Genomic DNA, 20,350 nt, shown 5'->3' with positions numbered 1-20,350 from the left:
CAAGGGAAGGATTGGAGTATCACTTCCAGTAAGAGCGAAAGGCACTTCCTTGAACGAGCGTACGCAACGCCGCCGCGGTTGGTTTGACCAGCTCACAGCGGATATCAGCTACAACTTCGCCGGTTTCTTCATCGGCCTGCCCGCTTTTGTGCTGGCGATTGCCCTATTCAGCGCGGGAATCAGCACCGCAATCATCTACATCGGCGTGTTCATCCTCGTAGGTGGGCTGTACACCGCGAGGTTCTTCGCATCAGCAGAGCGCCAGCTCAGCGAGCGGAACCGCGGGCCCTTGCCGCCCGTCTACTACAAGAGCGGCTCCAACAGCTCGAGGCTGCGGGCCGTCCTCGTGCCCATCACCGATCTCCAGTCCTGGAAGGACTTGATCCACGCCGTCGTCAGTTTCCCGGTCCGGGTCGCCGCCTTCTCGATCACTCTCACCTGGATTGCCGGCGCGCTCGGAGCAATGACGCAGTGGATGTGGATGCGGTTCATTCCAGGGCCACCCAGTGATATTTGGGACCTGCTGGGAGTCGATCCTGCACTTCATTGGCTCTTCCAGTTCGCCACCGGGCTGGTTCTCCTGCTCACCCTTCCGGCTGTCGCGAAAGGACTTGCCCTGCTCCAGCGCGCCCTCGCTGTGGGTCTGCTGACCAACGAACGCCGGCACCTGCAGGAGAGGACCGAGTACCTCACCAACTCCCGTAGCTCGGTGGTAGCAGCTGAGGCCGGAACGCTGCGCCGGATCGAGCGGGACATTCATGATGGTCCCCAGCAGAGGATCGTTCGGATGGCCATGGACCTCGAATCCGCGAAACGGCGGCTGCAGCCCGGCGACTCTGAAACCCGTGAGCTGATTGAAGGCGCGATCGATCAGTCCCGCGAGGCCCTGGCAGAACTGCGCTCGCTCTCCCGCGGGATCGCCCCGCCGATCCTCATCGAACGCGGGCTGCCGGCTGCGCTCGACGCCGCTGCGGCGCGTTGCCCTGTCCCGGTCACGCTCAGCACCGACGGAATGGGAACCGGCCGCTTCACGCCTGCTGCCGAAAGCGCCGCCTACTTCGCCGCCGTCGAAGCCTTGACCAATGTCGCAAAACACTCCAACGCCACCGAATGCGCCTCAGCGCCCGCGCGGAAGAAGGCGTCCTCACCGTGGAAGTCCACGACAACGGCAGGGGCGGCGCGCACATCGGCAAGGGTACCGGGCTGGCTGGCCTGCAGGATCGGCTAGCAGGCGTGGACGGCGTCCTGGAAATCGACTCTCCAGATGCCGGAGGTATCACAGTGCGGATCAGCATCCCGGTCTCGGTCATTCAGCCTGTGTGACCGGAGCCGGCGCCGGACCGGATGAAACCAGGCGGTAGAGTCCAAAGGTGCGAGTAGTTCTGGCAGAAGATTCCGTCCTCCTGCGGGAGGGCCTCATCCGGCTCCTGACCGAGGGCGGTGCGGAGGTGGTGGCGGCGGTGGAGGACGGGGATGCCCTCACCGCCGCCGTCTCAACCCACCAGCCCGACGTCGTCATCACCGATGTACGGATGCCGCCGTCGTTCTCTGATGAAGGCTTGCGTGCCGCAGCCGCAATTCGGCAAAGCCATCCGGGAATCGGCATTCTTGTCCTGTCGCAGTATGTGGAACTGACCTACGCATCGGATCTGATGGCGGGAGCGTCAGTGGCCGGAGCCGGTGGAGTCGGCTACCTGCTCAAGGACCGGATTTCACGGCTGGAAGACATGATGGATGCGCTGGTCCGGGTGAAAGACGGCGGTATGGTGCTGGATCCGGAAGTGGTGGCCGCGGCATTCAACCGGAGAGACGGCAATTCAGTGAGTTTACTCACGCCGCGGGAGCGGGAAGTGCTTCAGCTCATGGCCGAGGGCCGTACCAACGCGGCGATCGCACGGCAGCTCCCGCTCTCCGCAGGCGGCGTGGAGAAGAACATTTCGTCGATTTTCACGAAGATGGACCTTCCGCCGCACCTGGATGACCATCGGCGCGTGCTTGCTGTGCTGAACTGGGTCCGGAACGGACGCTGATCCAACGGAATAGGGTGCACCCTCCTTTCGTTTTACGATAGAAGACCGCACAACCGGCAGAACCAGAAGCCGGTGGTTCCTTCCTCCACATCCCCCGAAAGAGGCGCCGCGTTGAGCGAATTGTCGAACCATGACCCCTTCGGCTTCATCGGCCTGACGTACGACGACGTCCTGCTGCTTCCCGGGCACACGGACGTCATCCCGTCCGAGGCAGATACCAGCTCGCGGGTTTCCCGGCGGATCACCGTTCAGACGCCGCTGCTGTCCTCCGCCATGGACACTGTCACTGAAGCCCGCATGGCCGTCGCCATGGCACGCCAGGGCGGTCTAGGCGTCATCCACCGCAACCTTTCCATCGCAGACCAGGCCGAGCAGGTGGACCGCGTCAAGCGCAGTGAGTCCGGCATGATCACCAACCCGGTCACCATCGGCCCTGACGCCACCCTGCGCGAACTCGACGACCTCTGCGGCCACTACCGCGTCTCGGGACTACCCGTGGTCGACGGCGGCGGCAGGCTCCTCGGCATCGTCACCAACCGCGACACCCGGTTCGTGTCGGAATCCGACTTCCCCAACCGGCTCGTCCGCGAAGTCATGACCCAAATGCCGCTGGTTACCGGCCACGTGGGTATCAGCGGCGAGGATGCCATCGGACTCCTCGGCAAGAACAAGATCGAGAAGCTTCCGCTGGTCGACAGCGACGGCATCCTCCGCGGCCTCATCACCGTCAAGGACTTCACCAAAGCGGAGCAGTATCCGCTCTCCACCAAGGACGACGACGGCCGCCTCCGTGTGGGTGCCGCCATCGGTTTCTTCGGTGACGGCTGGGAACGCGCGATGGCGCTGGTTGACGCCGGTGTGGACGCATTGTTCGTTGATACCGCCAACGGCCACAGTGCCGGTGTGCTCGAGATGATTGCCCGGCTCAAGGCCGAGAAGTCCGCCGCCCATGTGGACATCATCGGCGGTCAGGCCGCAACCCGCGAGGGCGCCCAGGCGCTGATCGATGCCGGTGCAGACGGCATCAAGGTAGGCGTAGGCCCGGGCTCCATCTGCACCACGCGTGTGGTGGCCGGCGTCGGCGTTCCCCAGGTCACTGCCATCTACGAGTCCGCGAAGGCAGCAATTCCCGCCGGCGTTCCCCTGATTGCTGACGGCGGACTGCAGTACTCCGGTGACATCGGCAAGGCGCTGGTGGCCGGTGCTGACACCGTCATGCTCGGCTCCCTGCTGGCAGGCTCCGCCGAGGCACCGGGCGAGCTGGTCTTCGTCAACGGCAAGCAGTACAAGACCTACCGCGGCATGGGTTCGCTCGGCGCCATGCAGACCCGCGGCAAGAACACCTCGTACTCCAAGGATCGTTACTTCCAGGCGGACGTCACGGGCGACGACAAGCTCATCCCCGAGGGTATCGAGGGTCGCGTCGCTTACCGGGGACCGCTCGCATCCGTCGCCTACCAGCTGGTCGGCGGCCTGCGCCAAACCATGTTCTACACCGGCGCACGCACCATTGAAGAGCTGAAGGCCAAGGGCAAGTTTGTCCGGATCACCTCGGCCGGGCTCAAGGAGTCGCATCCCCATGACATCCAGATGACCGTGGAAGCGCCCAACTACGGATCGAAGTAGCCAGCCGAAAGGCTAGAGCGGCCCGAACTGCATCCTGCCGTTCGGCTCGCTGTGCGTTCGGGACATTTCCTCAAGCGCCTGCCGTAATCCGGGCTCTTGACCAATCCGCTCGCGGAAGAGGCGCGCAGCGTTCTCGATGTGCCATGCGGGGATGAGGAGGGTCCCGGCGAAGAACGTGACAAGGAAGAAGACTCCCAGCACAGCACCACTGACGGATCCAGGGCTGAGGCTTGCATTCCCGGACAGGGCAAGCGCCAGTATGAGTCCGCACGATCCAACCGCCACGAGGGTGATTCCGGTCCAGGCGCCACGTACCGTGCGTGGGGCCCGTGATGACGCCGGATGACGAGATGTTGGAACCTGCCGGCCGCGCCGGCGCGCCTGAAGCGCACCCGCGGCTCCACCGGTGAGCACAGCCCCCGCAACAGCGTAGGGAGCCCCACCGGGTGCGGTGAACGCCAGCGCAAGTGCCACGAGAGCCAGCCAGGCGCACCAGAAATACAGCATGAGGAAAGTAGCCCGGCTCTGTGCGTCGTTGAGCGCCATACGCCTGAGGATGCTGCCGGTGCCCTGTCCGGCCTCGCTGAGTTGAGGCGACATCCAGTAGTCGAGTGAACGGGTTTCCTGACTCATTCCGAACCCGTCGTGTCGTGATCGAGCTCCAGGGCTTCCTCGAACAGCTCCAGCGCCACGGAGCCGTCCACTTCGCGTTTCGCCAGTTGATCGCCATCACCCGTGGCCAGCTGCCACGTGCCGGACTCGTCGACCATGAGGTTGGCTGTCTTCGACTGCACACCCAGGCCGTGGTGCTTGATCTGCGCGGCAACCGGTCGGCGCCCAGGTGATCCGCTCCCATCCGATTCCAGCCCTGAATCACCAAGGTAGTGTGCTGCCGCGTCCAACCCGAACTTCAGGACGGGCCTGTCGTTCTTCAGGGGAGTGAACCCGTGAGTGCCGTTGCCGTTGGCGTTCGCCACGAATGCTCCGCCGGCGGATGCCACAGCGAACATGACGTGGTTCCGCTCCGGAGTCACGAGCGCAATTTCGAGCCAATCGCCTGCAGTCGCCATCACGGCGGCGATAAATTCCGTGGGTCCCTTGAGGACCAAATCACTATCGCTTAGTTCGGCCAGGCCACGCACCAGCAGCGTTGTCATGCCGGCCTTGGTCAGTTGCTCGTTGTCTGCCTGCGGGGTGAGCCGAAAGATCTCGCGCGTCAGCGCAGTCGATTCACCGTCATTGAAGGCCAGGAGCGCCAAAATCTCGTGTTCGGTCAGTTGCAGCGAATCCGTAGTGGTCAATGCTCTCTCCGAGATCGGGGGCGGTTAGCGGTTCCTGAAGTGACGCTACTATCCGAAGGCCCAGTTCCACGCATCTTCCGCTCCTTCCGCGATGGCATCAGCCCCATCAGAGATGGCGTCCCCTGCATCGGATGCAAAGTCGGTGATCCTTTCGGTGACCGGCACGTCTCCGGACAGGAACTGTGCGCCGGCCCAGACAAGCGAGGCCGCCGCGAAGAACGGAGCAGCCGGCGTGGGCGTGAGGCTGCCCGCTGCAAGGATTGTAGTGATAGCACCGTCGGCAACAACGTGCCCGTCCCCTGACTGGATACCCTGGTAGGTCTGACCCAGCCCGGTCAGAATGCTGAGCCCGCCGGCGAACTTGCCGGCCAGGTTCAGCGCATTGAGGGTCTGGGTTCCGCGGAGGTATCCCACTTCCGGCGCCGTGCCGAAGCCGGGAGTGAGCAGGTCCGCCCGCGCCATCGCATTCAGGAGGCGCTCGGCTCCAAGTCCGCCGGCAGAAGTGACCCAGTTCGCTATCTGGAACGGCGGCCAGGCACCAAGATCCCCGAGCCCGTTGCCGAAGAGGTCGAGGAGGTCATCGCCTGCGGAGGCAGGGGTACTTCCGTCCGCCGCGCTCGCAGGGACACCGTCGAAGCCGCCGCCGCCGCCGTCGTCGTCGTTGCTTGTCTGCTCCTGCTGCACAGCCTGATCAACCAGCGCGTGCGACTGCGTCTCCAGCATGGCCGCCGTCTGATTGAGCTGCACGCGTACGGAGGTGTGCCAGCGGGTACGGAACTGGGCCGCGTCCGGACCGTTCCAGGGGATTCCGTTCAGCAGCGCAGTGATGGTTTGGTCCGCCGTCGTTATCGCGGCGCTTGAACTCCCCATGGAGCGGGCGAGATCGCGCAACTGTTGGGGGTTGGCCCCGATTGTTTCCCCAGACATGGTTCTGACTGTACGGAACGGAACCCGGGCGAGCGATGGGCACCTCTCCCCGCTGGGATAACCTAGACCGGTGACTTACGAGATTGAGATCGGCCGAGGCAAACGCGGACGCAGGGCATATTCCCTCGATGACCTTGCGGTGGTCCCGTCCCGCCGCACCCGGGACCCGCGGGACGTCTCGGTTCAGTGGCAGATCGACGCCTACCAGTTCGAGATGCCGGTCATCGCTGCGCCCATGGATTCGACCATGTCGCCCGCGACCGCCATTGCGATAGGCAAATTGGGCGGGCTGGGTGTTCTCAATCTCGAAGGCCTCTGGACGCGCTACGAGGACCCTACGCCGGTCCTTGAGGAAATTGCCGGACTGTCCACCGAAAACTTCAGCCCCGCAGCCACCCGCCGCATGCAGGAGCTGTACGAGGTACCCATTCAGGCTGAACTTATTACCAGCCGGCTGGCCGAAATGCGCGACGCCGGCGTGACCGTTGCCGGGTCACTCACACCACAGCGCACCCAGGAGTTCTACAAGACGGTCTTGGCCGCGGGCGTCGATATTTTCGTTATCCGCGGCACTACGGTCTCCGCCGAGCACGTCTCCAAGAACGAGGAACCGCTCAACCTCAAGCAGTTCATCTATGAGCTGGATGTACCTGTCATCGTCGGCGGCGCTGCCGGCTACACACCCGCGCTGCACCTCATGCGCACCGGCGCGGCCGGCGTGCTGGTGGGCTTCGGCGGTGGAGCAACGACGACGACGCGGCGCGCCCTGGGCATTCACTCACCGATGGCGTCGGCCATCTCGGATGTGGCTGCTGCCCGCCGCGATTACCTGGATGAGTCCGGCGGCCGGTACGTCCACGTCATCGCCGACGGCGGGATGGGCACCAGCGGTGACATTGTGAAGGCCATCGCTGTCGGTGCGGACGCCGTCATGCTCGGCTCAGCACTGGCCCGCGCAGAGGAAGCACCGGGCAAGGGCTGGCACTGGGGGCAGGAAGCCCACCACAGCGAACTTCCGCGCGGAGACCGCGTCAACGTCGGTACCGTCGGGCCGCTTGAGGAAGTGCTCTGGGGGCCCTCTCATCACACCAACGGCACCTCGAACATGATCGGTGCGCTTCGCCGCGCCATGGCAACCACCGGGTATTCGGACCTGAAGGAGTTCCAGCGGGTCGAGGTAGTCCTCTCGCCCTACCTTTCCAACGGTTGATTGCCTAAGGTTGAGGGACCAGTCCGCAACGATGAAGGTGGATCACGGCCATGACCAAAGGCGCCCTCAGCCCCCAGCAGCGTGAAGATGCACTTGCCGCTCTCAAGTCCACCAACCAACCCGGCAAGGAGCTGGACATCCTGATCGTGGGCGGCGGCGTCGTCGGCGTCGGTTCTGCCCTGGATGCGGTGACTAGGGGCCTCGACGTCGGAATCGTTGAGGCGCGGGACTGGGCAGCGGGCACATCCTCGCGTTCATCGAAGCTCATTCACGGTGGCCTGCGCTACCTCGAGATGCTGGATTTCGCCCTGGTTCAGGAGGCACTGAAGGAACGCGGCTTGCTGATCCAGCGAATCGCACCGCACCTCGTCCGGCCGGTGCCGTTCCTGTATCCGCTGACCAAGCGGTTCATCGAGCGGCCGTACGTCGGGGCGGGCATCCTGCTGTATGACACGATGGGAATGACTTCCGGCAACTCGCGCGGCGTCCCCATGCACAAGCACCTCACGCGCAGGGGCACCCTCCGGGCAGCTCCGAGCCTCAAGGATGACGCCATGGTGGGGTCAATCCGCTACTACGACGCCCAGGTGGATGACGCACGCTACGTCGTCAACATGATGCGCACCGCGGCGTCCTACGGGGCCAAGGCAGCAAACCGGGTCTCCGTCGAAGACTTCCTCCGGGAAGGGGAACGCGTTGTCGGGGCACGGGTGAAAGACCAGGAGACCGGCGAGGAATTCACCATCCGCGCCAAGCAAGTCGTCAACGCCACCGGCGTCTGGACGGATGAAACCCAGGCCATGGTCACGGACCGCGGTCAGTTGAAGGTCCGGGCCTCGAAGGGCATCCATCTGGTGGTTCCGCGGGATCGCTTCCAGTCCACCGTCGGGCTCATTCTGCGCACGGAGAAGTCCGTCCTCTTCGTCATCCCCTGGGGCAGGCACTGGATCATCGGCACCACGGACACCGACTGGGATCTGGACAAGGCGCATCCGGCAGCGTCGTCGTCGGATATCGACTACATCCTCGAGCATGTGAATAAGGTCGTGAAGCGGCCGCTGACCCGTGAGGACGTGGAGGGCGTCTACGCCGGCCTGCGTCCGCTGCTGGCCGGGGAGAATGACTCCACGGCCAAGCTTTCCCGCGAACATGTGGTTGCCCACCCTGTTCCGGGGCTGGTCGTTGTTGCAGGCGGCAAGTGGACCACCTACCGGGTGATGGCCAAGGATGCCGTGGATGAAGCCTCGCGTGCGCTCGATGAACGGGTACCGGCCAGCTGCACCGAGACCGTCCCCCTGCTCGGTGCCGAGGGCTACCGGGCAGCCTGGAACAAGCGCGCCCGCATGGCGGAGGAAGCAGGGGTCCACGTCGCGCGCGTCGAGCACCTGCTGCAGCGGTACGGCACCGACGCAGAGCTGGTGCTCGGCCTCATCCGGGAGGACGCCTCGCTGGCAGAGCCGCTCCCGGGTGCCGACGACTACCTGCGAGCAGAAGTTGTCTTCGCCACCACGCATGAGGACGCCCGCCACGTCGATGACGTACTGACCCGCCGCACGCGCATCTCGATCGAGTCCTGGGACCGCGGCGTCTCAGCAGCTCCCGTTGTCGCAAGCCTGATGGCTCCGCACCTGAACTGGAGTGATGCGCAGGTGGACCGTGAGGTTAAGCACTACCTCGCCCGGGTGGAAGCTGAAAGACTCAGCCAACAGCAGCCCGATGACGTGTCGGCTGACAGCGCACGCATGGGAGTCGATGACATCGTGCCGCTAAGCTAGGGTCCGGATCGGTGCACCGGTCAGGCAGAGGCGCCCGGCGCACCCGTCCTTCGCACACGTTCCCGAGTTACCCGTGAGAGGCCGGTTGTGACACCCCTCGACCTGCATGACGCCGAATTGACCACACCACAGTTGGTAATCCTCGACATGGTCGCTGAAGACAAGGCCGACGCCGCTGGCCAGTTGGCGGCGCGCCTGCACCAGGCGGGGCGCGTCACGGACCTCGAGGGCTTCCTCGCGCAGGTCAACTCCCGGGAGCACCAGATGGCAACCGGCCTGCCCGGGGGAGTGGGAGTGCCCCACGCCAGGAGCGAGTTCGTCGAGCAAACCTCGATCGCCGTCGGAGTCACGCGGTACGGGCACAGCCTCGACTTCGGCGCCCAGGACGGTCCCGCAACGCTGGTGCTGTTGATCGCGACCCCCGCAGCGTCCTTCTCCGAGCACCTCGAGGTCCTCGCAACACTGGCCCGTTCCCTGTTCAAGGAGAACTTCCGCGAGTCGCTGCGCCGGGCACACGACGCGGAGGTCATCAGCGAACTCATCAACTCATCGTTGGTGTTCTTCGACCATTAACACCTGGGAAATTTTGCGCAGCTCCGGTGGGTTCGACGCCGTCTGAACCCACCGGAGCTGCACTAAATTTCCGGGTTTATTCCGTCCGCCAGGACCGCCAGAGCGACGCATATGAGCCGCCGAGTGCAAGCAGTTCGTCGTGGGAGCCGAGTTCTGTGATGTTGCCGTTCTCCACCACAGCCACGCGGTCGGCGTCGTGCGCGGTATGCAGGCGGTGCGCAATGGCCACAACCGTGCGGCCCTCCAGAACCGCACTGAGTGAGCGCTCCAGGTCACGTGCTGCCTGCGGATCGATCAGCGAGGTCGCCTCATCGAGCACCAGCGTGTGCGGATCGGCCAGGACAAGCCGGGCCAGGGCAACCTCCTGCGCCTGGGCGGGGGTTACCTCGTACGCACCTGAGCCAACCTCCGTATCCAGGCCCTCAGGCAGGGCGCGCGCCCAACCCAGCGCACCGACGTCGTCCAGTGCCTTTTCGATTTCGGTGGATGTCGCGTCCGCCTTGCCAAGCCGGATGTTGTCGGCGAGGGACCCCACGAAGACGTGATGCTCCTGCGTCACCAGGGCTACCTCCCGCCGCAGCGCGTCGAGCGGCCGATCCACCAGCGGCACGCCGCCCACCGTCACTGAACCGTCGGTGGGCGGATGAATGCCTGCAATAAGCCGTCCAAGTGTCGACTTCCCGGCTCCCGAAGGCCCCACCATCGCAAGGCGCTCGCCGCGCCGCAACTGAAGGTCCACGCCGTGCAGCACGTCATGGCCCGGCCGGTAAGCGTAGCGGGCACCGGAGACAGTGATGTCATCGGACGAGGGCTGAACGTCGGTTGCCGTCCGGTCCGCCGGGACGTTCTTGATCCCGATGATCCGGGCCAGCGAGGCCGCACCCACCTGGATTTCGTCGGTCCACATGATGAGCAGGTCCACCGGGTCGATCAGACGGACGGCGAACAGTGCCACTGTTGCGACCGCGCCGGGAGTGACCAGGTCCACCGAGGCAAGCCAGCCGCCCCACAGCAGCACACCGGCCACCGGAAGCCAGAACGCGGTGTCCGCAGCCGGAAACAGCACCGATCGCAGCCATAGCGTGTAGCGCTCGGCAGCGAAACTGCCGGTCAGAGCCTCGTCGATCCGGTTGCGGCGCAGTCCTCCGAGACCGAGCGCATCTACGGTGCGGGCACCCTCGATGGTCTCCGTGATGGATCCGTTCACCACCGCGTAGCTCTCCCGCTCGGCCTTGTAGCCGGCGGAGCTGCGCTTGAGGTACCAGCGGGTGGCCGGATACAGCAGGGGAACACCCACCAAAAGGGCAATCGAAAGCAGGGGAGAGGTGAGGATCGCTGCGGCCAGCGTGATGATGATGGTCACCACCGAGACCACCACCTGCGGAACGCCGAAGCGGACGGTGTGGGAGACGGAGTCAACATCGTTGGTGGTACGGGAAACGAGGTCGCCAGTGCCGGCCTTTTCCACCGTGGACAGCGGCAGCGAGGTGACCTGCGCCATGAAATCCTCGCGCAGCTCAGCGAACACCGTTTCACCGAAGATCATGCCGGCCCGGACGGCGAGCTTGCGCAGGACGGCCTGAACCACCAGGAATCCGAGCATCAGCAGTGACATGGCCGCGATGAACCCACTGGTGGTGCCCGCCACCACGGCGTCGACAACCTGGCCGAGAATGAACGGCCCTACCAGGCCTGCAGCGGCTGAGCCGACGTAGAGCAGTACAACCCTGATCAGCCCGCCGCGGTGATGGCGGATCAGGCGCAGCGATTCCGCCTTCACTGCTTGTGCGTCAGCGACCGGCAGCTTCGCCGATGCAGCTACGGCCGGATCGGTCACCGGCTCTGACACCTGGGTATCACTCACTGCGGATCACCACATTTCGATAGGCAGGGACGGCGGACATCAGTTCCTGGTGCTTTCCTTGCGCACTCAGTCGGCCATCTTCGAGGAAGACAACATGGTCCATGGCGCCGAGCATCAGCGGGCTGGCAGTGACGACGACGGTGGTACCGCCTTCGGTGCCCCGCGCCCGTCCCAGCCGCTCGGCGATCCGGGATTCGGTGTGTGCATCGACCGCGCTGGTCGGCTCGATGAGCACGAGGGTCTCGGCATCCGTCAGCAGCGCCCGCGCAAGGACCAGGCGCTGGCGCTGGCCGCCGGAGAATCCGCGTCCCCGTTCGGTGACCTCGGAGTCCAGGCCGGCCTCCAGGCCGTCGAGGATGTCCAGTGCACTGGCGGCCTCCAGTGCGGCAAGGATCTCCACGTCACTGTGCCGCCCGTGCGGATCCAGCTGACTGCGCAGGGTGCCGGTGAACAACTGCGGGTTGGCCTCGCTCACCACAATGCGGCGCCGGACGTCATCGAGGGGGACCTCGTGCAGGGCGGCCCCACCCCACCGGACTACCGCTTCCCGCAACACCGCGTCATCGAACCTGCCCAACCGGGTGGCAAGGTCGGCAGACATCGCGGGGTCAGCTGAGACCAGAGCGGTCAGTCCGCCGGGCTTGAGAGCCACACCACTAGAGGTGTCCACGAGCGGAGCGGGACCGTCCGGTGCCGCGGCAGTTGCGTTGTCGGTGATGTTCGCGTCAACGGACAGCACGTTGATGATCTTTCGCGCTCCCACGAGGGCCCGGATCGAGTGGGACACCCCATCCGCCGCGCTGCGGATCGGAGTCATCAGGAACACGGAGTAGCCAAACAACGCCACCAGTTGGCCGGGCTCAATCTCACCGTTCAACACCAGCGTGGCACCCACCCAGGTGAAGACCACGCTGAAGGCACCGGCGATGAAGACCTGGGAGGCCTCCAGCGTGGCCAGCGAGCGCGCAACCTTGATACCGGCGTCGCGCGTTTCCGCCGACCGCTCACGGTACCGGCTGACGAAAATGTGTTCCCCGCCGATCCCGCGCAGCACACGAAGGCCGGCGACAGTATCGGCGCCGACGGCGGTCATCTTCCCTGAAGCGTCACGCTGTTCGCGCTGGCGTGCCTGCAACGGACGGACAACAAACAGAAGCAGCGCGCAGCACGCCGGAACACCGATCAGTACAACAACTGCGAGCATGACCGAGCTCAGAGCGATAAGCGCGCACACCACCAACCAGGAAACCAGTGCACCCGCCAGCCGGGCGGCGACGTAGAAAATCTCACCCAGGCGGGTAGCGTCAGAGGCTGCCGTGGACACGACCTCACCGGTCGAAAGCTTCTGCGGCAAGGCGTCGCCCGTGCGGGTGATCTTGTAGCCCACGAGGCGGATCGACTTGAAGGCCGCCTGCATCCAGTTGCTGATCGCCGCGCGGTGCGCCAGCATACCGGCGAACGCCTGCCCTACGGTAAGCGCAACCAGGATGAGGACCCACCACAGCAGTGCGTCCCAGCTACGGCCGATGATCCCTTCGTCGATGGCGCGGCCCAGTGCGAAGGGAACAACGGCCTGCGCCACCATGAGGAGCGTTTCGAGTACGACGGCGGCAGCAAGGGTGCCCTTCTGTTGGGATGCCAGCCACAACAGATAGCGGGACGGCGACCTAAGGTCAGGTTGGCCTGGATCGGGGTAGGGGTACGAGCGCACGAGAATCAATCCTAGTCTCAAATCACTCAAAGTGATAGATGATTCCCAATCACTCGCGCGAGAGTGATCTCGGTCTCCTGAGCAGGGCCGCAATTCGTTCCCTTCAGGGGGCACGAAGTACCGTTAAGGGGTGTTGAAAACCGCGCTCAAGCCGCGATGGATCCTTTCTCTGATCCTCGCTCTGGCTATTGCCGCGCTTTTCGTCCTTTTGAGCCAATGGCAGTTCTCGCGCTCGCAGGATTCCGCGCCGCCTCCTCCGAGTACCACCGAGCAGGTTCAGCCCCTCACCAAGGTCTTTCAGGCGGGCATCCCGATGACCGCCGGCGTGGCAGACCAGATGGTCCGGATGGAAGGCCGCTTCCTGCCGGACACCCGCGTTCTGGTGCAGACACGCCTGCAGGGGGACCGCGACGGACTGTGGGTGGTTTCCGCGTTCGAGGTAGCGGACTCCGGGCTGCCGTCCGCTGTTCTACCGGTCGTGCACGGTTGGGTACCTGAGGCACAAGCCGCGTCAGAGGTGCCCGAACGTGAGGGTGTGGCCGTCGTACAGGGGAGGTTGCTGCCTACCGAAGCCCCGGCGGTTCAGGTGCCCGTTCCCGGTCAGGTTCCCACCCTGTCCGTTGCGCAGCTCATCAACGTGTGGGATGTACCCCTGATGTATTCCGGTTTCGTTGTTTCCTTTGAGACCGTCATGGACGGCAGCACCGTCCAGCCCGAGGCGCCCCTTGAGGCAGTGACCATTGGTCCGCAGCCGCAGGAGACACCGCTCAACTGGCTCAACATTTTTTATGCCGTGGAATGGTTCGTCTTCGCCGGATTTGCCTTCTTCCTCTGGTGGCGGCTCGTGGCTGACGATCACCGCCGCACGCTGGAAGAGGAAGAGGATCAGGACATCGCGTCGGATCAACACTCTCCGCAACAGCTACAACCCACTACCGACGAGGTAAGAACGTGACCGATTCCGCACCCGCCAAGAGCCCGGCCGGCAAACGCCGCTTCGGTGGAACCCACGCCCAGATCCGATCCGCGCTCAGCTTCTACAAGGTGCTGGCGTACGCGACCGGCATCATGCTGCTGCTCGTCGTGGTGGAGATGGTTGCAAAGTACGGCTTCGGTGCGGAGATCATCGCCGGCGGATCCGCTGGGGCGCTCGGCCTGGTTGAAGAAGCCCAGGTGGACGGCGCCGGCGGGTTCAACCTCTCAACAGCCGTGCTCATCGTCCACGGCTGGCTCTACGTGGTGTACCTGATCGCCGACTTCCGGCTCTGGCAGTTCATGCGCTGGCCGTTCTCCCAGTTCGTGATCATTGCACTGGGCGGCGTCATCCCGCTGCTCTCCTTCATCGTCGAGAAACGCGTCCACCGCCGGGTGGAGGAAGAACTCGCGGCCCACCCCCAAGCCAAGGCAAGGTACTGATTCCATGATGTGCAGCCTCACCCGCACTACCACTAGTGTTGACGCGTGACTACGCCCGCTCCTGCTCCAGAACACCAGCCGGTACTTGTTGTCGATTACGGCGCCCAGTACGCCCAGCTGATTGCCCGCCGCGTTCGGGAAGCGGACGTCTACTCGGAGATCGTTCCTCACACGATCAGCACCCAGGAGCTGCTCGCACGCAACCCCGCAGCAATCATTCTGTCCGGCGGACCGTCCAGCGTGTATGCCGAAGGCGCGCCTCGCATAGATCCTGACCTGTTCGACGCCGGTGTCCCGGTCCTTGGCATCTGCTACGGCTTCCAGGCCATGGCATCAGCGCTTGGCGGCACGGTCGCGAAGACGGGCCTGCGTGAATACGGATCCACCGACGTCGCCGTTTCCGAAGGCGCCCGGTCCATCCTCGAGGGAACCCCTGACCATCAGAATGCCTGGATGAGCCACGGCGACTCCGTTCAGGCTGCACCCGAGGGCTTTGACGTCCTGGCCAGCACAGCCGGTGCTCCGGTTGCTGCGATTGCCCACGAGGGCAAGCAGCTCTACGGCGTGCAATGGCATCCCGAGGTCAAGCATTCGGCACACGGTCAGCAGGTGCTGGAGAATTTCCTGTTCAAGGGCGCCCGTCTGAACCCCAACTGGACCACCGGCAATATTGTCGAGGAACAGGTTGAGCGCATCCGCCAGCAGGTGGGAGACGCACGCGTGATCTGCGGGCTTTCCGGCGGTGTTGATTCGGCAGTGGCTGCGGCTCTCGTGCAGCGTGCGGTGGGCGATCAGCTCACCTGTGTCTTCGTTGACCACGGGCTGCTCCGCGAGGGTGAAGCCGAACAGGTGGAACGGGATTTCGTGGCCGCTACCGGCGTGAACCTCTACGTTGCGAATGAGCAGAAGCGGTTCCTTGAAGCACTCGAGGGCGTCGAGGACCCGGAGACCAAGCGCAAGATCATCGGGCGCGAGTTCATCCGTGCCTTCGAGGAAGCAGAGCGGGCCATCATCGCCGACGCCGAAGCCCACGGCGAGAAGATCCGCTTCCTCGTGCAGGGCACGCTGTATCCGGACGTCGTGGAATCGGGCGGCGGCGAGGGTACAGCCAACATCAAGAGCCACCACAACGTGGGCGGACTCCCGGAAGACCTGCAGTTTGAGCTTGTCGAGCCGCTGCGCACCCTGTTCAAGGACGAGGTCCGCGCTGTCGGTGCCAAGCTCGGACTTCCGGCGGAGATCGTAGGGCGCCAGCCGTTCCCCGGTCCCGGCCTCGGAATCCGCATCGTCGGCTCCATCAACGCTGAACGCCTCGAGCTGCTCCGCAAGGCAGACGCCATTGCCCGAGCCGAACTCACGGCGGCAGGCCTCGACAACGAGGTCTGGCAGATGCCCGTGGTCCTGCTGGCAGATGTACGCAGCGTCGGCGTTCAGGGCGACGGGCGTACCTATGGGCACCCCATCGTGCTGCGTCCGGTCTCCAGCGAGGACGCGATGACCGCTGACTGGTCCCGGCTGCCGTATGAGCTACTTGCCCGGATCTCCAACCGCATCACCAACGAGGTCGACGGCGTCAACCGCGTGGTGCTCGATGTCACCAGCAAGCCGCCGGGAACCATCGAGTGGGAGTGACTTCCGGCCGGCAGCTGTTGCCGGCGGTGGAGGGCGCTTAGCTGATAACAGCGTGAAATCCGACGCCGGCCCGCGTTGCTTGCAGCCTCGGTGGGGCAGCGTCGGCTAGCTTGTAAGACATGCCTATCTGGTCAAGATCAGGCCGTGAGGCCGCAGGGAAGAGGACAACCGTGCCAGTGCAGGATGCCGGGGACTCCGCCGAGGATTTCCTGATTCCGTGGCTTCGCAGGCTGGGGCCGCACGCGGGAACAGATACGCTGCTGCATTTCACGCCGTCGCGCTCCAACAGCATAGACCTCACGCATGCGCATCCGTCCGGCCTTGCGCAGCTTCTGGCAGGCCGCCGGACACGCCTGTCCACCCTGCTGCGCGACCCCGATCAGTACGCCGCCGCCATGAAGGCTGCACGCCTGTTGCGTGCCAAGGTCTACGAACTCGCAACCGAGCGCGGAATCGACGTCGGCTATCTTGCTGCGGGCACCGCTTCGTGGCGGACCATGGACGACGGCGGCCGCACGGACTCGCTGACGGCACCGGTCCTGCTGACCTCCGTTGCACTGACTGTGCACGGATCGCAGGATGACTACGAACTTCAGCTGACGGAGCAGGCGCGGCTCAACCCTGCGCTGGTGCGTACGCTGCAGACGGACCACGGGATCGATTTCAACGCAGAAGCCGTTGCTCAGCTTGCCTACAGCACCGCCCGCTTCGACCCGCATCCCGTGCTGGACCGCCTCCGTGCACTGACCGACAACGTGCGCGGAATGACCATCGAGCATCACATCCTCGTGTCAACGTTCGCTGATCTAGCCGATGTCGGAGCGGACTCAGCTGTCAGCCCGGAGCATCCCCTGCTGTCTGCGCTGATGGACGCTGCCCGGGAAGGCATCGACGCTCCAACAGATGCGGAAGCGCCGTCGCGGGACATGCCGCTTGATGACAGGCATCCGTCCACCGAATTCCTGATCCTTGACGCGGACTCCGGGCAGCAGCGGGTCCTTGACGCGGTAACGGCAGGCGGGTCGGTTGTTGTGTCCGCACCTCCGGGAACAGGCCAGACGCAGACTGCCCTGAACGCAGCTGCTGCACTGGCAGAGCAGGGCAAGAGGGTGCTCGTGGTCGCCGAGCGGCGAGGAACCCTCAACCAGTTCGTGCAGCAACTCGACGCGCTGAATCTTGGCTCGCTCGTGCTGCAACTCAATGCCAACAGCAGCTCCACACAGTTGAAGGATCAGCTGGTTCGGGCCATTGTGCGCAATGAGAAGGCCGTGCAGCCGAAGCTCACGTCCCTGCATGAAACCCTCGTGTCCCACCGGCACAAACTGCTTGACCATGTCCGCTCCCTGCACAACGTACGCTCGCGCTGGGGGTGTTCGCCTTACCAAGCCATGCAGTCCCTCGCCGAACTGACGTCACTGAACCCTGCACCGGCCACCACGGTACGGTTGAAGCGCAGCGTCATGGACAGCATTCCGAACCGCACGGAACTGACCACGCGGCTCCGCCGTGCCGCCGAGTTGGGCGGCTTCAGCAAGGAAGCGACCCACAGCCCGTGGTACGGAGCGAAGCTGCGCAACCGCAAGGAAACCGAGCACGCCCACAGCCTGGCGGTGGACCTGGCCCGGGACATCCCGCTCTTGCGCGAGAAGGTCGGGGCGGTTGCGGCGCACTCGCACATCGAGCTGGGAACCACCTTCGAGGAGTGGGGCGGGCAACTGGACCTGCTGGTCGCCGTGCGCGCCAGCCTGGACAAGTTCACACCGGACATCTTCGATCGACCGGTCACGGACCTCATCTCGGCAACGGCGTCCTCGTCCTGGCGGCGGGAACGCACCATCGAGATGAGTTCGATGACGCGGTCCCGTTTGCGCAGGGTCGCCAAGGAATACGTTCGCCCGGGCGTTCATATTGCAGACCTCCACCAGTCCCTCGTAGAGGTACAGGAACAGCGCACACTGTGGACGAAGTACGCCACCACGGAGCGGCACCCGTCAGTGCCGACGGGGCTGGCGGAGATCAACAGCTTCTACCGCGCCATCGATTCCAAACTTACCGAGCTCACGGCGACGCTGGCCGGCACGCCGGGCGAGCCGCAGCTTTCCGGGATGCCGCTGGATGAGCTGGCAACCCGCCTTTCAGAATTGGCCCGCGACCGGCAGAGTCTGGCTACGCTTCCCGAGCGCACGCTGCTGCTCGATGAGATGCGGGACAACGGCCTGGGTGAGCTGCTCGATGACCTCTCTGCGCGTGAAGTGGGTGCCCGCCAGGTGGGGGCAGAGCTTGAGCTGGCCTGGTGGCAGTCCGCGCTTGAGGCGATGATCAGCGGTGATGATTATCTTGCAATGTCCGACGGCGCCAGCCTCCGCACGCTTGAGGCGGAGTACCGCCTCGCGGACAATGCGCATGTCGCTTCCGGCGCGAGCCGCATCCGCTGGGCACTCGCTCAACGGTGGCGGGCCGCGCTCGAGACCATGCCCGCCGAAGCCGATCAGCTCCGCGGCCTGCTGCGCGAGGGTGAGCCCGGGCTGGACGCCCTCAGCGCGCAGGCCGATGAACTAGTCACCGCCCTCATGCCGGTCTGGGCAGCCAGCCCGCTGGTCCTGCCGCTGGTCCTTCCCCAGGGCAAAACGTTCGACGCCGTCATTGTGCTCGACGCCGAATCGATCTCCCTCCAGTCCGTGGTTCCCGCTTTGGCGCGGACACGGCAGGTCATCGCCTTCGGTGACGATCGCCTAGGCGGCCCGCGCAGCTTCACGGTGTCGGTCGAGGACGAGCGCCGGAACACACCTGAGCACCTCCCCAGCGCTTACCAGGCGCTGGCAGCAGTCCTCCCTTCGCTGAAGCTTCGGGAGATCTACCGGGGCGTGGACAAGGATCTGGCCGCCTTCCTCAGTGAACGCTTCTACGGAGATGAGCTGACCCGGCTGCCCTCGGCCTCAGAAGTTTCCGCAATGGAGCGCGCGTTCACCGTCGAGTACCTTGCGGACGGAACCGGCATGCCGAGCTCGGATCACGACGGCGTGGAGAGCGTCGCCGCCGAAGTGAACCGCGTAGTGGATCTGGTCTTCGAACACATCCGAAAGCGGCCGAGTTATTCCCTGGCGGTTGTGACTGCAAGCGCTCGGCACGCCCAGAGGGTCGGCGAGGCTGTTCGGCTTACCATGGCTGACGCTCCGTGGGCAGCTGACTTCTTCCTGCCGGGCAATGAGTCTTTCCGCGTTGTGCCCATTGATCGGGCAGCAGGCCTCACCCGGGATGCTGTTATTTTCTCGCTGGGCTTCGGCCGGACGCCGCACGGGCGCGCGCTGCACAATTTCGGGCCTCTCTCAGCGCCCGGCGGGCGTGGCAGGTTTGTCTCCGCGATGACCCGCGCCCGCTACCGGCTGCACGTCCTCACGTGCTTCCGGCCGGAGGACCTGGATCCTGAACGCCTGGGACATGGCGCGCTTGACTTCTACGAGCTCCTGCGTCGGGAACTCGGCGAGGAAGCGGTGCAGAGCTCCGAGGTCCCGACGGAAGCCGCCAACGAAGACCCGCTGGTTGCGGACCTGGTGGAACGACTCCGGCAGCGCGGCGCCGTGGTCCGAAGCAATCACGCCGAGGTGCTGGACATTGTCGCAGCACCCGCTCCGGATGTTGCGACGGCCGATCAAGCTCTGCCTTTTGTTTCACCCGTGGCGATCGAGTCGGACGGATCGGACCGCTACCGTGGGATGACCGTGAGGGAGAGGAGCCGGCTCCGGCCACAGTTGCTCGAACGGATGGGCTGGCGCTACCTGCCGTTGTGGACGATCGAGGTGTTCACTGACCCGGAAGGCTGCGCCGACCGTATCTTCGGATATCTTGGTTTGGAGCAGGCTGACCGTCAGCGTTCGCGCCGGTCAGCACAGGAGCCGCCTGCAGGAAACGGGGAGACAATGGAAACCGGAACCGACAGCACCCAGCCCGAAGACAATGGCGATGCAGCCGGTGGCAAGGCCGGACCCGCCGCCGGAGACACGCCCGGCGATTCCGGGAGCGGGCATACTGCCGGCGCCGCATCCCCTGCAGCCCAGCCCAGCTCCGAGGCAACAACGAGTACCGCACCGCACGGAGATGTCATTCCGCAGCGTGCCGGTGAGGATGACCCGCGGTCCTGGAATGACGACGACGGCAACCATGACGAGTGGCTGAAGGAGCAGAAGCCGCCGCACTGGAGCTAGCATCCTCACTGCACTGGAGCTAGCATCCTCACTGCGGTGCTCGGGCCGGCAGCCACCATGGCTCAGGACCAGTGCGCCGCACT

Annotated in this window: 15 protein-coding genes; 10 read left to right on the top strand and 5 right to left on the bottom strand. The window is 64.8% G+C overall.

Annotated elements, in window-relative coordinates; translation table 11 throughout:
* Window positions 1-49: 49 nt before the first annotated feature.
* From ACZ2GY_RS11990 to guaB, 3 genes are all read left to right on the top strand, one after another.
* Window positions 50-1,228 (top strand): sensor histidine kinase, encoded by a 1,179-nt coding sequence (locus ACZ2GY_RS11990; protein ID WP_471671971.1) that lies wholly within the window; start codon window positions 50-52, stop codon window positions 1,226-1,228.
* A gap of 142 nt (window positions 1,229-1,370) precedes the next feature.
* Window positions 1,371-2,030, top strand: coding sequence for a response regulator transcription factor (locus ACZ2GY_RS11985; RefSeq protein WP_471671970.1), 660 nt, complete (start codon window positions 1,371-1,373; stop codon window positions 2,028-2,030).
* Between the two features lie 120 nt (window positions 2,031-2,150).
* Window positions 2,151-3,656, top strand: coding sequence for an IMP dehydrogenase (gene guaB / locus ACZ2GY_RS11980; protein ID WP_471673588.1), 1,506 nt, complete (start codon window positions 2,151-2,153; stop codon window positions 3,654-3,656).
* 12 nt (window positions 3,657-3,668) lie between these two features.
* On the opposite strand, the gene ACZ2GY_RS11975 is transcribed toward guaB, so the two are convergent.
* Genes ACZ2GY_RS11975 through ACZ2GY_RS11965 form a run of 3 tightly spaced genes read right to left on the bottom strand, consistent with a single transcriptional unit; the run spans window position 3,669 to window position 5,884 of the window.
* On the bottom strand, window positions 3,669-4,289 hold the full coding sequence (locus ACZ2GY_RS11975) for a hypothetical protein (RefSeq protein WP_471671969.1): 621 nt from the start codon (window positions 4,287-4,289) through the stop codon (window positions 3,669-3,671).
* Window positions 4,286-4,957, bottom strand: a complete 672-nt coding sequence (locus ACZ2GY_RS11970) for a hypothetical protein (protein ID WP_346027154.1) — start codon at window positions 4,955-4,957, stop codon at window positions 4,286-4,288. The genes ACZ2GY_RS11975 and ACZ2GY_RS11970 overlap by 4 nt, the downstream gene beginning before the upstream one ends.
* A 48-nt stretch (window positions 4,958-5,005) precedes the next feature.
* Window positions 5,006-5,884, bottom strand: a complete 879-nt coding sequence (locus tag ACZ2GY_RS11965) for a hypothetical protein (protein WP_471671968.1) — start codon at window positions 5,882-5,884, stop codon at window positions 5,006-5,008.
* A 70-nt stretch (window positions 5,885-5,954) separates the two neighbouring features.
* On the opposite strand from ACZ2GY_RS11965, the gene ACZ2GY_RS11960 reads away from it, so the two are divergent.
* The 3 genes from ACZ2GY_RS11960 to ACZ2GY_RS11950 all read left to right on the top strand — a co-directional run bounded on the left by ACZ2GY_RS11960 (window position 5,955) and on the right by ACZ2GY_RS11950 (window position 9,442).
* Entirely contained in the window at window positions 5,955-7,094 is a 1,140-nt protein-coding gene (locus tag ACZ2GY_RS11960; protein WP_277359252.1) for a GuaB3 family IMP dehydrogenase-related protein, read from the top strand.
* Between the two features lie 50 nt (window positions 7,095-7,144).
* Window positions 7,145-8,869 carry a glycerol-3-phosphate dehydrogenase/oxidase gene (locus ACZ2GY_RS11955; protein ID WP_346027151.1) on the top strand — a complete coding sequence of 575 codons (1,725 nt, stop codon included), beginning with the start codon at window positions 7,145-7,147 and terminating at the stop codon, window positions 8,867-8,869.
* Window positions 8,870-9,016: 147 nt separating this feature from the next.
* Window positions 9,017-9,442 carry a PTS sugar transporter subunit IIA gene (locus ACZ2GY_RS11950; RefSeq protein WP_082565933.1) on the top strand — a complete coding sequence of 142 codons (426 nt, stop codon included), beginning with the start codon at window positions 9,017-9,019 and terminating at the stop codon, window positions 9,440-9,442.
* A gap of 76 nt (window positions 9,443-9,518) precedes the next feature.
* Here ACZ2GY_RS11950 and ACZ2GY_RS11945 read toward each other — a convergent pair whose 3' ends face one another.
* Together ACZ2GY_RS11945 and ACZ2GY_RS11940 are read right to left on the bottom strand one after the other, a co-directional pair.
* A complete protein-coding gene (locus ACZ2GY_RS11945; RefSeq protein WP_471671967.1) occupies window positions 9,519-11,306 on the bottom strand; it encodes an ABC transporter ATP-binding protein in 1,788 nt (595 codons plus the stop codon).
* Entirely contained in the window at window positions 11,299-13,017 is a 1,719-nt protein-coding gene (locus ACZ2GY_RS11940) for an ABC transporter ATP-binding protein (RefSeq protein WP_471671966.1), read from the bottom strand. The genes ACZ2GY_RS11945 and ACZ2GY_RS11940 overlap by 8 nt, the downstream gene beginning before the upstream one ends.
* A 130-nt stretch (window positions 13,018-13,147) precedes the next feature.
* On the opposite strand from ACZ2GY_RS11940, the gene ACZ2GY_RS11935 reads away from it, so the two are divergent.
* From ACZ2GY_RS11935 to ACZ2GY_RS11920, 4 genes are all read left to right on the top strand, one after another.
* Window positions 13,148-13,972: an SURF1 family protein gene (locus tag ACZ2GY_RS11935; RefSeq protein ID WP_471671965.1), complete on the top strand. Its 825-nt coding sequence runs from the start codon at window positions 13,148-13,150 to the stop codon at window positions 13,970-13,972.
* A complete protein-coding gene (locus ACZ2GY_RS11930; RefSeq protein WP_277359258.1) occupies window positions 13,969-14,433 on the top strand; it encodes a DUF3817 domain-containing protein in 465 nt (154 codons plus the stop codon). The genes ACZ2GY_RS11935 and ACZ2GY_RS11930 overlap by 4 nt, the downstream gene beginning before the upstream one ends.
* A gap of 45 nt (window positions 14,434-14,478) precedes the next feature.
* Window positions 14,479-16,065 (top strand): glutamine-hydrolyzing GMP synthase, encoded by a 1,587-nt coding sequence (guaA, locus tag ACZ2GY_RS11925; protein WP_277359259.1) that lies wholly within the window; start codon window positions 14,479-14,481, stop codon window positions 16,063-16,065.
* A 119-nt stretch (window positions 16,066-16,184) separates the two neighbouring features.
* Window positions 16,185-20,267, top strand: a complete 4,083-nt coding sequence (locus ACZ2GY_RS11920) for a DUF4011 domain-containing protein (RefSeq protein WP_471671964.1) — start codon at window positions 16,185-16,187, stop codon at window positions 20,265-20,267.
* Window positions 20,268-20,350 lie beyond the last annotated feature (83 nt).

It is taken from the genome of Arthrobacter sp. KKT183 (assembly GCF_055657625.1).
The sequence above is the reverse complement of the archived record's forward strand: the minus strand, read 5'-3'. Positions and strand labels throughout refer to the sequence as shown.